The organism is Lysobacter sp. Root76 (genome assembly GCF_001428685.1).
Lineage (GTDB): Bacteria > Pseudomonadota > Gammaproteobacteria > Xanthomonadales > Xanthomonadaceae > Lysobacter.
Map to the genome: position 1 here is coordinate 1,121,943 of NZ_LMIK01000001.1, position 13,880 is coordinate 1,135,822.

15 protein-coding genes are annotated in these 13,880 nt (G+C 68.5%); 6 read left to right on the plus strand and 9 right to left on the minus strand.

All coding sequences use genetic code 11. From position 1 onward, the window contains the following. Positions 1-57: 57 nt before the first annotated feature. Entirely contained in the window at positions 58-1,128 is a 1,071-nt protein-coding gene (locus ASE10_RS04650; RefSeq protein WP_055903880.1) for an AraC family transcriptional regulator, read from the plus strand. A 21-nt stretch (positions 1,129-1,149) separates the two neighbouring features. Here ASE10_RS04650 and ASE10_RS04655 read toward each other — a convergent pair whose 3' ends face one another. The 5 genes from ASE10_RS04655 to sucC all read right to left on the minus strand — a co-directional run bounded on the left by ASE10_RS04655 (position 1,150) and on the right by sucC (position 6,220). Then, a complete protein-coding gene (locus tag ASE10_RS04655; protein WP_055903883.1) occupies positions 1,150-1,533 on the minus strand; it encodes a RidA family protein in 384 nt (127 codons plus the stop codon). Positions 1,534-1,601: 68 nt separating this feature from the next. Further along, positions 1,602-3,239, minus strand: a complete 1,638-nt coding sequence (locus tag ASE10_RS04660) for an NAD+ synthase (RefSeq protein WP_055903885.1) — start codon at positions 3,237-3,239, stop codon at positions 1,602-1,604. Between the two features lie 22 nt (positions 3,240-3,261). After that, on the minus strand, positions 3,262-3,633 hold the full coding sequence (locus ASE10_RS04665) for a DUF559 domain-containing protein (RefSeq protein ID WP_055903888.1): 372 nt from the start codon (positions 3,631-3,633) through the stop codon (positions 3,262-3,264). A gap of 532 nt (positions 3,634-4,165) precedes the next feature. After that, positions 4,166-5,041, minus strand: a complete 876-nt coding sequence (gene sucD / locus ASE10_RS04670) for a succinate--CoA ligase subunit alpha (RefSeq protein ID WP_055903891.1) — start codon at positions 5,039-5,041, stop codon at positions 4,166-4,168. A 12-nt stretch (positions 5,042-5,053) separates the two neighbouring features. Further along, complete coding sequence (gene sucC, locus ASE10_RS04675) at positions 5,054-6,220, minus strand: ADP-forming succinate--CoA ligase subunit beta (RefSeq protein ID WP_055903894.1); 1,167 nt, start codon at positions 6,218-6,220, stop codon at positions 5,054-5,056. Between the two features lie 273 nt (positions 6,221-6,493). Here sucC and ASE10_RS04680 point away from each other — a divergent pair, with 273 nt between their 5' ends. Further along, entirely contained in the window at positions 6,494-8,110 is a 1,617-nt protein-coding gene (locus tag ASE10_RS04680; protein ID WP_055903897.1) for an ATP-binding protein, read from the plus strand. A 65-nt stretch (positions 8,111-8,175) separates the two neighbouring features. Beyond that, entirely contained in the window at positions 8,176-9,579 is a 1,404-nt protein-coding gene (locus tag ASE10_RS04685) for a sigma-54 dependent transcriptional regulator (RefSeq protein ID WP_056304958.1), read from the plus strand. A gap of 30 nt (positions 9,580-9,609) precedes the next feature. On the opposite strand, the gene ASE10_RS04690 is transcribed toward ASE10_RS04685, so the two are convergent. Genes ASE10_RS04690 through ASE10_RS20530 form a run of 4 tightly spaced genes read right to left on the minus strand, consistent with a single transcriptional unit; the run spans position 9,610 to position 12,442 of the window. Beyond that, entirely contained in the window at positions 9,610-10,209 is a 600-nt protein-coding gene (locus tag ASE10_RS04690; RefSeq protein WP_056304957.1) for a class I SAM-dependent methyltransferase, read from the minus strand. Then, positions 10,210-11,235: a glycosyltransferase gene (locus ASE10_RS04695; protein ID WP_082559701.1), complete on the minus strand. Its 1,026-nt coding sequence runs from the start codon at positions 11,233-11,235 to the stop codon at positions 10,210-10,212. It lies immediately after the preceding gene. Beyond that, positions 11,232-12,029, minus strand: a complete 798-nt coding sequence (locus ASE10_RS04700) for a glycosyltransferase family A protein (protein ID WP_056304956.1) — start codon at positions 12,027-12,029, stop codon at positions 11,232-11,234. The genes ASE10_RS04695 and ASE10_RS04700 overlap by 4 nt, the downstream gene beginning before the upstream one ends. Before the next feature lie 11 nt (positions 12,030-12,040). Further along, on the minus strand, positions 12,041-12,442 hold the full coding sequence (locus ASE10_RS20530; RefSeq protein WP_055903908.1) for a hypothetical protein: 402 nt from the start codon (positions 12,440-12,442) through the stop codon (positions 12,041-12,043). 415 nt (positions 12,443-12,857) lie between these two features. Between ASE10_RS20530 and ASE10_RS19985 the strand changes: the two genes are divergently transcribed. From ASE10_RS19985 to ASE10_RS19490, 3 genes are all read left to right on the plus strand, one after another. Then, positions 12,858-12,956 (plus strand): prepilin-type N-terminal cleavage/methylation domain-containing protein (locus ASE10_RS19985; protein WP_157488344.1); only part of this gene is annotated, 99 nt, incomplete at its 3' end. Between the two features lies 1 nt (position 12,957). Next, positions 12,958-13,295, plus strand: a 338-nt coding sequence (locus ASE10_RS20700; protein ID WP_157480909.1) for a prepilin-type N-terminal cleavage/methylation domain-containing protein, incomplete at its 3' end; no start/stop codon positions are given. Positions 13,296-13,781: 486 nt separating this feature from the next. Beyond that, a partial coding sequence (locus ASE10_RS19490) for a prepilin-type N-terminal cleavage/methylation domain-containing protein (RefSeq protein ID WP_157488344.1) occupies positions 13,782-13,880 on the plus strand: 99 nt, incomplete at its 3' end.

Below are 13,880 nucleotides of genomic sequence, written 5' to 3' on the forward strand. Positions count from 1 at the left end.
CGCGTGAGGGCAGTTGCGGCACACTAAGGGGGGATTAACGGCCAAGTTGCGAGAACGATGCCGCATCGGATCCAGGAGACGCCGCGCGCCGACATCGCCCTGATGTCGCCGAATCTGCTGTGGGGGCTGTTCCGCAGCGCGGAGGAACTCGGCGTGTCCAGCGCCGACTGGCTGCAGGGCACCGGCCTCAGCCGCGCCCAGATCGACGACCCCGGCGTGCGCCTGCCCGACCGCCAGACCGCGATCGTGGTCGAACGCGCGCTGCGGGTGCTGCCGCCGTCGATCGGCCTGGACCTGGGGGCGCAGCAGAACGTCGGCAACTTCGGCCTGCTCGGCCTGGCGATGACCACCGCCGCCACCTTCGGCGAGGCGATCGCGCTGGGCCTGCGCTTCACGCCCGTGGTCGGCAGCCTGATGCGCTTCGTCGAAAGCGCGGCCGCACCGGGCGAGATCGCCCTGGCCGGCGAGATGATCGTGGCGATCCCGGCGATCCATCGCTTCGTCTGCGAGGAGTTCTTCGCCAGCTGCCTGGCCTTGGCGCGCGGACTGGTCGGCGCGGAGCTACGGCCGCTGCGCCTGGAGTTCAACTATCCGGCGCCCGACTACGCCGAGCGCTACGCCCAGGTGTTCGAATGCCCGGTCGCGTTCGACCAGCCGCAGGACCGCTTGGTGCTGGACGAGCGCTGGCTGGCGCATCCGCTGAGCACCCACAACCCGATCGCGGCACGCCAGGTGCTGGAGCTGCTGCGCGCACAGATGCCGGCGACCCAGTCCCCCGGCGAAACCACCGCCGCGGTCGAGCGCCTGCTGCGCGCGCAACTGGCGAGCGACCCCAAGCTGGCCGACATCGCCGCGCAGTTGCACGTCAGCGAGCGCACCCTGCGCCGCCAGCTCAGCGCCGAGGGCACGCGTTACAACGCGCTGCACGACCGGCTACGGATCGATCAGGCCTATGCGCTGTTGCGCGACCGCGAACGGCCGATCGCCGGCGTCGCCGCGGCGATCGGCTACAAGGACCCGCGCGAATTCCGTCGCGCGTTCAAGCGCCTGACCGGCAGCACGCCGCGCGAGGCGCGCGAGCGGCTGCTGGACGAAGCGATGCCGCGCAAAGCGCTGCCGCCCGCCTGAGCGCGGCGCGGCGGCGGTCGCTCAGTCGAGCACCATGATCGCGTCGACCTCGAAGCCGACGCCGCGCGGCAGCGCCGAGACCTGCACGGTCGAACGCGCGGGGTACGGCGCGTTGAAGTACTCGCCCATCACCGCATTGACCTGGCCGAAGTGCCCCAGGTCGGTGAGGAACAGGCCCAGGCGGACGACGTTCTCGAGCGAACCGCCGGCGGCTTCGCAGACGGCCTTGAGGTTGCTGAAGGCGCGGTGCGCCTGCGCCTCGATGTCGCCTTCGATGACCAGGCCGGTGGCCGGGTCCAGCGGAATCTGGCCGGAGAGATAGACGGTGTCGCCGACGCGCACGGCCTGCGAGTACGGGCCGATCGCGGCGGGAGCCTTGTCGGTGTGGACGATCTGTCGGGACATGGGCGGAATCCTGTAGGGAGAGCCAGGGGGGAAAGCAGGAATGCTAAGGCGTTTGCGCCGACCGCGTCTCAGCCGCGGTAGCCGCTGCTGATCGGATAACGGCGCTCGCGGCCGAAGGCGCGGTGCGAGACCTTGGGCCCGGGCGCGGCCTGGTGCCGCTTCCACTCGCTGATCCGCACCAGACGCAGCACCCGATCGACGGTGTCGGCGGCGAAACCCGCGGCGACGATCTCGTCGCGCGACTGCTCCTGGTCGACGTGGCGCAGCAGGATCGCGTCGAGCACGTCGTAAGGCGGCAGCGAGTCCTGATCCTTCTGGTTGTCGCGCAATTCGGCCGAGGGCGGACGGTCGATCACGCCCGGCGGAATCAGCGGCTCGCCGGCGACCGCATTGCGCCAGCGCGCCAGGTCGTAGATCTCGGTCTTGTACAGATCCTTGATCGGCGCGTATCCGCCGCACATGTCGCCGTAGATGGTGGCGTAGCCGACCGCGTACTCGCTCTTGTTGCCGGTGGTCAGCAGCAGCCCGCCGAACTTGTTGCTCAGCGCCATCAGCAGCGCGCCGCGGGTGCGCGACTGCAGGTTTTCCTCGGTCACATCGACCGGTTTGCCGGCGAATACCTCGGCCAGGGCATCCAGATAGCCCTGGAACGGCTTCTCGATCGGCAGCGCGATCAGGCGTACGCCCTGCGCCCGGCACTGCTCGGCGGCGAGATCGTTGGACAGGCCGGCGGTGTAGCGCGAAGGCATGCGCACCGCGGTGACCTTGTCGGCGCCCAATGCGTCGACCGCGATCGCCAGCACCAGCGAGGAGTCGATGCCGCCGGACAGGCCCAGCCAGACCGAGTCGAAGCCGTTCTTGCGGCAGTAGTCGCGGGTGCCGCGCACCACCGCGCGCCAGGCCAGGGAATCGCGGCCGTCGTCGCCCTCTTCCGGCCAGGCCACCGGCGCGAACGCGCGCGTGGCGGCGTCGTAGTCGGCGACCAGCCAGTGGTCCTCGAACGCGCGCGCAGCGTTGTGCACGCGTCCGCCGCCGTCGGCGAGCACCGAGGCGCCGTCGAACACCAGCGCGTCCTGGCCGCCGACCACGTTGAGATAGGCCAGCGCGCAACCGCTTTCGCGCACGCGCTGGGCGATCAGGGCATCGCGCTGGGCGTGCTTGTCGCGCTCGAACGGCGAAGCGTTGGGCACCAGCACCAGTTCGGCGCCGGCCGCGGCGGTCGCGGCCAGCGGCTCGGGGAACCACAGGTCCTCGCAGATCACCAGCCCGACCGGCACGCCCTTGACCTCGAATACGCAGCTTTCGCCGTCGGGGTCGACATCGAAGTACCGGCGCTCGTCGAACACCGCGTAGTTGGGCAACTCGCGCTTGCGGTAGGTGGCGTGGACGCGTCCGTCGCGCAGCACGCTGGCGGCGTTGTAGACCACCGCACCGGCCGCCTGCGGCCAGCCGATCACGGCGGTGATGCCGTTGGTGGTGGCGGCGATGCGCAACAAGGCGGCCTCGCAGTCGGCCAGGAAGCTCGGGCGCAGCAGCAGGTCTTCGGGCGGATAGCCGCTGATCGCCAGTTCCGGGAACAGCACCACGTCGGCGCGATGCTCGTCGCGCGCCTGCGCGATCATCTGCGCGATGCGTTCGGCGTTGCGCTCGACGGCGCCGACCGGAAAGTCGAATTGGGCCAGGGCGATGCGGAGAATCTGGGACATGGGGGCTCGGTCGGCAGGAAGGTCAGCGCGGGCTCACGGCGTCGCGGCTCAAAGCGGCGTGGCTCAAAGCGGCGTGGATCTGCTCCAGCACCGCATCGGTCCGCGCCAGGACGTCATTGTTCCAGAATCTGAGGACACGGTAGCCGCAGGCGGCGAGGAAGCGGGTCCGCCCCGGGTCGGCGCCGGAATCCGCGTGTAGGCCGCCATCGACTTCGACGACCACGCTGCGTTCGATGCAGGCGAAATCGGCGACGTAGGGGCCGACCGGGTGCTGGCGGCGGAACTTGCAGCCCATCAGCGCCCGGTTGCGCAGATGGAACCACAGGCGATGCTCGGCGTCGGTCATGCTCCGGCGCAGGCGGCGTGCGCAGTCGCGTTTCTGGTCTGGGCGCATCCTTGCGCTCCTTGGGGCTGGTTGGGGTTACAGCTTCTTGGTTTGCGGGCTGGGGCTGTATCGGAAAGGGCCGCCCTCACCCCAACCCCTCTCCCGCGAACGGGAGAGGGGCTAAGCCGCAGCGGTGGGTAGGAATTTGGGAAGGCGACGCGCATGTACAGCAGACGATGCGCTAGAAGCCAACCCTCACCCCAACCCCTCTCCCGCGAGCGGGAGAGGGGCTAAGCTGCAGCGATAGGTGGGGGCTTCGGGAAGCCGGCGCGCATGTACGGCAGACGATGCGCTAGAAGCCGACCCTCACCCCAACCCCTCTCCCGCGAGCGGGAGAGGGGCTAAGCCGCAGCGGTGGGTGGGATTTCGGGAAGGCGGCGCGCGCGCGCGGCAGACGATGCGCTAAAACCAAGCCCAGCGCCCTGAGCCCCTCTCCCGCTCGCGGGAGAGGGGTTGGGGTGAGGGCCGCCCGCCGACACACCCCCAGAAAGCGAAAAGGCCGCCCGAAGGCGGCCTTTCCACAACAGCGTAGCGTCCCGGCTTACTTCGCCAGACGCTTCGCGATCGCCGCACCCAGGTCGCCCGGCGACTTGACCGTGGTGATGCCGGCCTTTTCCATCGCCGCGAACTTGCCCGCGGCCGTGCCCTGGCCACCGGACGCGATCGCGCCGGCGTGGCCCATGCGCTTGCCGGCCGGAGCCGAGGCGCCGGCGATGAAGCCGACCACCGGCTTGGTCACGTGCTTGGCGATGTACTCGGACGCTTCTTCCTCGGCCGAACCGCCGATTTCGCCGACCATGATGATGCCCTCGGTCTGCGGATCTTCCTGGAACAGCTTCAGCGCGTCGATGAAGTTGGTGCCGTTGATCGGGTCGCCGCCGATGCCGATGCAGGTCGACTGGCCGAGGCCGGCGTCGGTGGTCTGCTTGACGGCTTCGTACGTGAGCGTGCCCGAACGCGAGACGATGCCGATCTTGCCCGGCAGGTGGATGTGGCCCGGCATGATGCCGATCTTGCACTCGCCCGGCGTGATCACGCCCGGGCAGTTCGGACCGATCAGGACCGCGTCCGGGTAGCCGGCAAGGGTGTTCTTGACCCGCAGCATGTCCAGCACCGGGATGCCTTCGGTGATGCAGACGATGACCTTGATGCCGGCCTCGGCCGCTTCCAGGATCGCGTCGGCCGCGAACGGCGGCGGCACGTAGATCACCGACGCGTCGGCGCCGGTTTCGGCGACCGCGTCGCGCACGGTGTTGAAGACCGGCAGGCCCAGGTGCTGGGTGCCGCCCTTGCCCGGGGTCACGCCACCGACGACCTTGGTGCCGTAATCGAGCATCTGCTCGGCGTGGAAGCTGCCCTGGGTACCGGTGAAGCCCTGGACGATGACCTTGGTGTTCTTGTTGATCAAAACGGACATGTCATTGGCCCCTTACTTGCCGGCGACGGCGGCAACCGCCTTCTTCGCGCCGTCGTTGATGTCGTCCGCCGGGGTAATGGCCAGACCCGAATTCTTCAGCAGTTCCTTGCCGGCTTCGACGTTGGTGCCTTCCAGGCGCACGATCACCGGCACCTTGACGTCGACTTCCTTGACCGCGGCGATGATGCCGTCGGCGATCATGTCGCAGCGGACGATGCCGCCGAAGATGTTGACGAAGATCGCCTTGACCTTGTCCGAGCTGAGGATCAGCTTGAACGCCTCGGTCACGCGTTCCTTGGTGGCGCCGCCGCCGACGTCGAGGAAGTTGGCCGGCGAACCGCCGTTGAGCGCGATCACGTCCATGGTCGCCATCGCCAGACCGGCGCCGTTGACCATGCAGCCGATGTTGCCGTCCATGGTGACGTAGTTGAGGTCGTGCTGGCTGGCCAGCACCTCGGTCTCGTCTTCCTGGCGGATGTCGCGCATCGCGGCCAGGTCCTTGTGACGGAACGTGGCGTTGTCGTCGCTGTTGATCTTGCCGTCGAGCACGGCGAGGTCGCCGTTGGTGAGGATGGCCAGCGGGTTCAGTTCGACCAGCGCCAGGTCCTTCTCGTTGAACAGCTTGTACAGGCCCAGCATGATCTTGGTCAGCTGGCCGACCTGCTTGGCGTTCAGGCCCAGGTCGAAGCCCAGATCGCGGCACTGGTAGGGCTGCAGGCCCTGGATGTAGTTCACGTGCAGGGTCTTGATCAGGTCCGGCGTCTCGGCCGCGACCTTCTCGATCTCGACGCCGCCTTCGGCGGAGGCGATGAAGGTGATCGACTTGGTGGAGCGGTCGACCAACACCGACAGGTACAGCTCCTTGGCGATGTCGGTGCCTTCGGAGATCAGCACCGTGTCGATCGGCAGGGCGACGCCGGCGGACTGGTAGGTCTCCATCTTGGTGCCGAGCATGGCGGTGGCGTACTGCTTCACTTCGTCATAGCTCTTGGCCAGCTTGACGCCGCCGGCCTTGCCGCGGCCACCGGCGTGGATCTGGGCCTTGACCACCCAAAGGTCGCCGGGGATGGCCTTCGCGGCCGCAACGGCCTCATCCGGCGTGCGCGCGACGCGCCCGGCCGGCACTGCAATGCCGTAGTCGGCAAACAGCTGCTTTGCCTGATATTCGTGAAAATTCATGCGTCACCGAGGGGAGTGAAAGACGTCCCGCGCGAACAGCGGACCGTTGGACGGGCCAGCGCGAGGGGGCCGCATTGTCGCCCATCGCGGCTGGGCGAGCAAAACCGGCCCCGGCCGCGGCCCGCCCGGCCAGACCCGGCAAAGCCCGCCGCGCCGGCCCCGGAGCGCTCCCGGCGCGACCCGCTGCCGGCCGGCGCGAGGCCCCGGCGCGTGGGCGATCCGTGCACTTTCGCGCATACTCGGTGCCATCCAGGTCCGAACAGGGACAGCCGCTTGCCGTCAGGTCTCGCCCCCGTCGCCGCCACCGATGCCGACCACGCGCTGCGCCGCGAGCTGTACTTCTTCACCCTGTACCGGCTGCTGGAAGCCGCCCTGCTGGCGCTGCTGGTGTTCGGACCGGCCCAGGTCCTGATCCGCGCCCCGACCCTGCCCCTGCTGGCCCGCGGCGTGGTCCTGGGCTACATGCTCGCGGCGATGCTGCTGTTCGTGTCCGGCCGCCGCGGCGACCTCCACACCCAGGCCCTGATCGGCATCATCGTCGACCTGGCGGCCGGCATCCTGGCCCTGCACGCCCTGCCCGCGGCCGGCACCGGCATCGCCCTGATGCTGGTGTTCAACGTCGGCGCGGCGGCGCTGCTGCTGCGCATGCGCTACGGGCTGGGCATGGCCGCAGTCGCGGTGGCCCTGATCCTGGGCGAATACGCGCTCAGCGAGTACGCCGGCGGCAGCGAACGCGTGGTCGGCGAGCCGGCGATGTTCGCCCTGGGCTTCATGGCCATCGCCACCCTGACCAGCCTGCTCGGGCGCGAGATGCGCGCCAGCTCGGACCTGGCCGAACGCCGCGGCGCCGAAGCCGCCAATTACGCCGAAATCAACGAGCTGATCATCCGCCGCATGCGCACCGGCGTGCTGCTGGTGGACGGCGAAGGCCGCCTGCGCCTGGCCAACGAGGCCGCGATGCTGCTGCTGGGCGACCCCGGCGAGCACTCCGAGCACAGTCACCGCAACCTGGCGATCGCGTCCCCGGAGCTGGCGCGCCGGCTCGGCCGCTGGCGCGCCGACGCCATCCCCGACGAGACCCCGCTGCAAATGGCGGCCGACCAGCCCGAGGTGGTGCCGCGCTTCACCCGCCTGCTCGCCGGCAGCGACCAGACCCTGATCTTCCTCGACGACACCTCGCTGGTCTCGCGCCGCGCCGAATCGATCACCCTGGCCGCGCTGGGCCGGTTCTCGGCCAGCCTGGCCCACGAAATCCGCAACCCGCTGGCGGCGATCAGCTATGCCGTGCAACTGCTGGAGGAGTCGCGCGACATCGCGGTGGCCGACCGCCGCCTGCTCGAGATCGTGCGCCAGCAGGGCACGCGCATGAACGGCATCGTCGAGAACGTGCTCGGCATGGCCCGGCGCGAACCGGCCAAGCCCGAGCATGTGGAGCTGGTCGGCTTCAACCGCCAGTTCGTCGACGAATACAACAGCAGCCACCCGATCGAACTCGACAGCCTGCGCGCGACCTCGACCCAGCCGCGGATCGCGGCCCTGGTCGACCCGCGCCAGCTGCATCAGGCCCTGACCGTGCTGGTGCACAACGCCCTGACCTACGGCCGCATGCCCGGCGAACCGGCGCGGGTGACCGTGCATGCGTACCTGGACGCGAACGCGGTGCCGGTGATCGACGTGCTCGACCGCGGCCCCGGCATCCCCGAATCGGTGGCCGCGCGGCTGTTCCGGCCGTTCTTCACCACCTCCAGCCATGGCACCGGATTGGGGCTGTATATCGCCCGGGAACTGTGCCGGGCCAACCAGGCCTCGCTCGACTACGTACCCATGCCCGGCGGCGGCGGCTGCTTCCGGATCCACCTCTCAGGCACCAATGCCATGCTCCCGGCGTGATCTGGAGCACGCTTCCGGCTTGGCCGTGACGCACCCTTAAGCTATCGTGTCGGGCGGAGGACGCAATGGCTGAAACTCGTAGTGCACTGGTGATCGACGACGAGCGCGATATTCGCGAGTTGCTGGTCATGACCTTGGGCCGCATGGGCCTGCGTTGCGACACCGCCTCCAGCGTTTCGGAGGCGCGCAGCCAGCTGTCCCGCAATCGCTACGATCTGTGCCTGACCGACATGCGCCTGCCCGACGGCTCGGGCCTGGAGTTGATCGCCGAGATCAGCCACAAGCATCCGGACACCCCCGTCGCCATGATCACCGCCTTCGGCAACGTCGAAGCCGCGGTCGAGGCGCTCAAGGCCGGCGCCTTCGATTTCGTCGCCAAGCCGGTCGAGCTGACCGTGCTGCGCGACCTGGTCCGGCACGCCCTGGAACTGAACGAGGGCCGCCGCAGCACCGCCGAGACCGTGGCCTCGCGCCTGTACGGCGAGTCGCCGGCGATGGCGAAACTGCGCCAGACCATCGGCAAGGTCGCGCGCAGCCAGGCCCCCGTCTACATCGCCGGCGAGTCCGGCGTGGGCAAGGAGCTGGTCGCCCGCACCATCCACGCCGAGGGCGGCCGCGCCAGCGGCCCGTTCGTGCCGGTCAACTGCGGCGCGATCCCGGCCGAGCTGATGGAAAGCGAGTTCTTCGGCCACAAGAAGGGCAGCTTCACCGGCGCCCACGCCGACAAGCCCGGCCTGTTCCAGGCCGCCGACGGCGGCACCCTGTTCCTGGACGAAGTCGCCGAGCTGCCGTTGCCGATGCAGGTCAAGCTGCTGCGCGCGATCCAGGAGAAGTCGATCCGCCCGGTCGGCGCCCAGGCCGAAGTCGTGGTCGACGTGCGCATCCTCTCAGCCACCCACAAGGACCTGGCCGCACTGGTCGCCGACGGCCGCTTCCGCCAGGACCTGTACTACCGCATCAACGTGATCGAGCTGCGCGTGCCGCCGCTGCGCGAGCGCCTGGACGACCTGCCCGGCCTGGCCAGCAAGGTGCTCGAGCGCCTCGCCAACGCCCAGGGCCGCCCGATCCCGCGCCTGGGCGACGACGCCCTCGAAGCGCTGCGCGCCTACGCCTTCCCGGGCAACGTGCGCGAGCTGGAGAACATCCTCGAACGCGCCCTGGCCCTGGCCGAAGGCGAACTGCTCAACGCCAGCGACCTGCGCCTGCCGCGCCTGTCGACCCAGGCCCCGGCGCCGGTCGCCGGCGCCCCCGCGGCTGCGGCCGCCGCGCCCGCGGGCGCCGACCCGCGCACGCTCAACCCGCGCGACACCTCGACCAGCGCCCTGCCCTCGTACATCGAGGAAATCGAACGCGCCGCGATCCAGCAGGCCTTGCAGGAAAACCGCTACAACAAGACCCGCACCGCCGCGGCGCTGGGCATCACCTTCCGCGCGCTGCGCTACAAGCTCAAGAAGCTCGGGATCGACTGAGCCCCGCCGCCGCGCGCTGGCGCGGCGCATTCAATCGCGACGGACGAACAGCGCCTGCAGTTCGTGGTGCGGGAACCAGTCGCCGATCTTGCGGACATCGCCCGGGAAATAGCGTGCGCGCTGCAGCGCGAAGCCGCTGCCGGCGACGATCGCCGGATCGGCCAGCATCGCGCGATCGACGAAGGTGCGGTGGGTGTCGTCGATGCGGTAACCGGCGCGGCCGGGCACGATCGCCAGTACGCGCCGCACACCGAGATCCCCCGCCGAACGCAACAACCTCGACAGGATCGCCTCGGGGCCGATGAAGTGCTCCAGCACGTGGCTGATCACCATCGACTGGTAGCGCTGGCCGCGCAGCGGCGTCAGGCCCCAGTCGTCGGCGTAGCCGTCGTACCAGTCCACGTCCAGTCCGCGCGAACGGCAATGGGCGACGGTGGCGCGGTTGTACTCCAGGCCCTTGGATCCGGCCGGCAGGCGCTCCAGCAGTTCGCCGACGCCGCAACCGAAATCCAAGGTCGGCCCCTGCAACTGCGCGGCCGCGCTGCGCAGGTAGACGCGTCGGACCAGGCGCCGCAGCGCGCTGCGATCGGTCTGGTAGGCCGTGTAGCGCTGGTCGAATTCGCCGCTCATTCATTCCTCGTCTGACGGCAACAAGGGATGCAGGGTGCGCTTGGGCACCGAGGCGATGTCGTAGGCCAGGAACCCCAGCACCAGCTGGATGCCCACGATCACCTGCAGCGCCGCGAGCATGACGCTACCGGCCGAGGCGGTGACGCCGGTCAGGTAGGAGTCGAACCAGAACTTGGCGCCGAGCGCGGTGCCGACCAGCATGAACAGCGCGCCGAACGCGAGTTCGATCGAAGCCAGCGACAGATCGCGCAGGAAATAGTTGTAGAACACCCGCTTGAAGGTATTGCGCAGGTGCTTGAACAGGAAGTCGAACAAGATCTTGGAGATGCGCAGGTTGCTGGTCTCGGCGCCGTAGCGCGCGTCCATCGGCACGTCCACGACCACGGCGCGGACGATGTTGAGCCGGAACAGCATGTCGGTCTCGAAGAAATAGCGCCGGCTGATCTTGTGCAGCGGCAACTTGGCCACGACCTTGGCGTGGATCGCGGTGTAGCCGTTGGTCGGGTCGAACACGTCCCAGTAGCCGGACGAGATCTTGGTCATGAACGACAGCATGGCGTTGCCGAAGATCCGCAGCCTCGGCATGCGCCCGATCTGGGCCAGGTCGTAGAAGCGATTGCCCTTGGTGTAGTCGGCGTCGCCGCGCAGGATCGGCCCGACTAGCTGCGGCAGCGCCGCACCGGCCATCTGGCCGTCGCCGTCCATCTTCACCACCACGTCGGCGCCGTCGGCGACCGCACGCTGGTAGCCGGCCATCACCGCGCCGCCGACGCCCAGGTTGACCTCGTTGAACAGCACCTGCACGCGCGGATCGCGGCATTCCTGTTCGACGTAGCGGCCGGACTGTTCGGGGCAGGCGTCGTCGACCACGTAGATGCGCCAGACCACGGCCGGCACGTCGTCGATCACTTCCAGGATGTGCTGGCGGACGCGGTGGCAAGGCACGACCACCGCGATCCGCGGCGCGTCCTCGGCCAGCGCCTGCGGCAGCGCATTCAGGCCGATCCGGTCGGCGACCTGGCTCATCGCTCCGCGCCCGCGTAGGACAGCCGGTAGGCCCGCGCGAGCGTGCGCGCGATGGGCTTCGGCCACAGGGAATCGAACATCATCTGGTCCTCCGCCGCGCGCACCCCGTCGCGCACGCCCGCGCTGGTCTCGCTACCCGGATGGATGCGATGCAGCATCAACGACTCGCGAATGTACACGAACGCGCCGGGCTCCCGCGCGTAACGCACCCAGGCGTCCCAGTCCAGATTGACGCGCAGGTCTTCGCGGAAGCGGAACGGCGGCGAGCGCCGGGCCAGGGTCACCGAGGGGCACGGGATCGGGCAGCCGAAGCGCAGGGCACGCAGCTTCGCGCCCGGCCGGGCGACGGCGTCGCGTCCCAGGAACGCCAGTTCCAGTAGCAGGCGCTTGATCCGCAGCATCGCGGTGGCGTCGCGGACCGCATCGCTGTCGGCCAGCAATTCGGCATAGCCCGTGAACAGCAGCGCCGCATCCGGTCGCGCCGCGGCAGCGTCCAGCGTGCGGCGGGTGAACTCGGGCAGATAGATATCGTCCTGGTGCGCCACCGTAAGCCACGGCGTGTCGGCCTGGGCCAGGGCATGGTTCCAATCGCGGCCGATCCCGGCGTTGGGCGCATGCACGGCCAGCGTGGCGCCGTATTCGCGCGCGACTTCGGCCAGGCCGTCGTAGGGCGTGGAGGTGGCGATGAACAGACGCGAGGGCAGGCTCTGGCGCCGCAGCGACTCCAGGCAATCGCGCAGGTGCGGAGAACGGCCGTAAGCCGGGACCACGAAGGAATGGAGCAGGTCAGACATGGGTTCGGGGCTCAGGCGTTCTGCCCCATGCTCGACAGCATCAACACGCCAGCCGACACCAGCACGATCCCGCCCCACTGCACCGGTGTCAGGCGCTCGCCGTAGAGCCACCAGCTCACTGCCGCCATCAATATATAGAAGGACGCGCCATTGATCGCGAAGGCCATGCCGAGCTTGACCTTGCTGACCACGACTACCCAGATCACGAAGCCCAGGCCCTGGATCGCGACCGCGGTCAGCACGCCCGGCGACAGCACGGCGGCCATCAGCCATTCGAAACCCTTCAGGTCGGGACTGCTCGCGGCCAGATGCAGCAACGAACGCTTGATCAACAACTGGCTGCCCAGGGTCGAGCAGGCCACAAACACGATCATCAGGATTTCACGGATCACCCAAGCCCCCAGCTTATGCATGCACGGCTCGGCAGGGATGTCTCCCGCGCTCGCGCTACACGCTTAGTATGCATTTCGCCCCGCACCTGCGACGCGGCGAGCGGCCGAGCTGGGATCGCCGTCACCGCTGCCGCACCCTCTCTACCGGGGGCGCCCGTGCCGCGCGCAGCGCGCCCATTAGCGGCTCGCCGAAGCGCGATGTGACGCAAAACGTCACATCGAATTGCCGCGACTGACAATTCGCGTCACCCTTTTTTGAGGCCCGCCCCGGTTAGCGTGATCGGCTTGCCAGTTTGGAATTTCGGATCGGCGATGGCCGCTATTGGCATGGGTTATGCGTATGCTTTTAGCGCACGTGCAGTTCCGCACGGCAGCCGAAGGACCGCAAAGCCGGGCCAGCAGGCACGTGAAGTTCACCACTCCTAGGGGAAATACAATGAAGAACAACCAGCAAGGCTTCACCCTGATCGAACTGATGATCGTGATCGCGATCCTCGGCATCCTGATCGCCATCGCTCTGCCGGCGTACCAGGACNATGAAGAACAACCAGCAAGGCTTCACCCTGATCGAACTGATGATCGTGATCGCGATCCTCGGCATCCTGATCGCCATCGCTCTGCCGGCGTACCAGGACTACACGATCCGCACCAAGAACACCGAGTGCCTGAACGTCGCCGCCGCCGCCAAGCTGGCCGTGTCCGAAACCGCTCAGGACCGTGGTTCGCTGAGCCTGGTCACCTCGACCAACACCGGCTACAACTTCACCGCTAGCGACTACTGCGCCAACGTCGCAGTGGGCGCCAACGGCGTCATCAGCATGACCACCCAGAGCACCGGCGCCACCACCGCTGCCACGCACACCCTGACCCCGGCNCTACTGCGCCAACGTCGCAGTGGGCGCCAACGGCGTCATCAGCATGACCACCCAGAGCACCGGCGCCACCACCGCTGCCACGCACACCCTGACCCCGGCTATGCCGGCCGGTTCGGGCCGCATCGAGTGGACCTGCACCTCGAACGCTCCGGACTCGCAGATCCCGGCCGAGTGCCGCTAAGCGTCTCCGTAAGCGCTGCACACGAAACCCCGGTTCGCCGGGGTTTCGTTTTTGTGACCTCAGGACCCCGGCTTGCCGGGGTCTTTAGTTTGTGTGCCACACAAGCCCAGCGCGCCTGCCGACCTCAGCGCCAACCCCTCCCTCCTTCCACACGGCGCAGGTACGCAAGGTACCGTCCTGAGACTTGTTAAAAGGCTGAATTGGCATACTTTATGCGTAGCATTTCCCTAGGCACGTGCACTCCGCACGGCTGCCGCCGCACTCCGAGCCGCGGACACGTGAACTCGCCAAAGGGGACTACACCATGAAGAACAACCAGCAAGGCTTCACCCTGATCGAACTGATGATCGTGATCGCGATCCTCGGCATCCTGATCGCCATCGCTCTGCCGGCGTACCAGGAC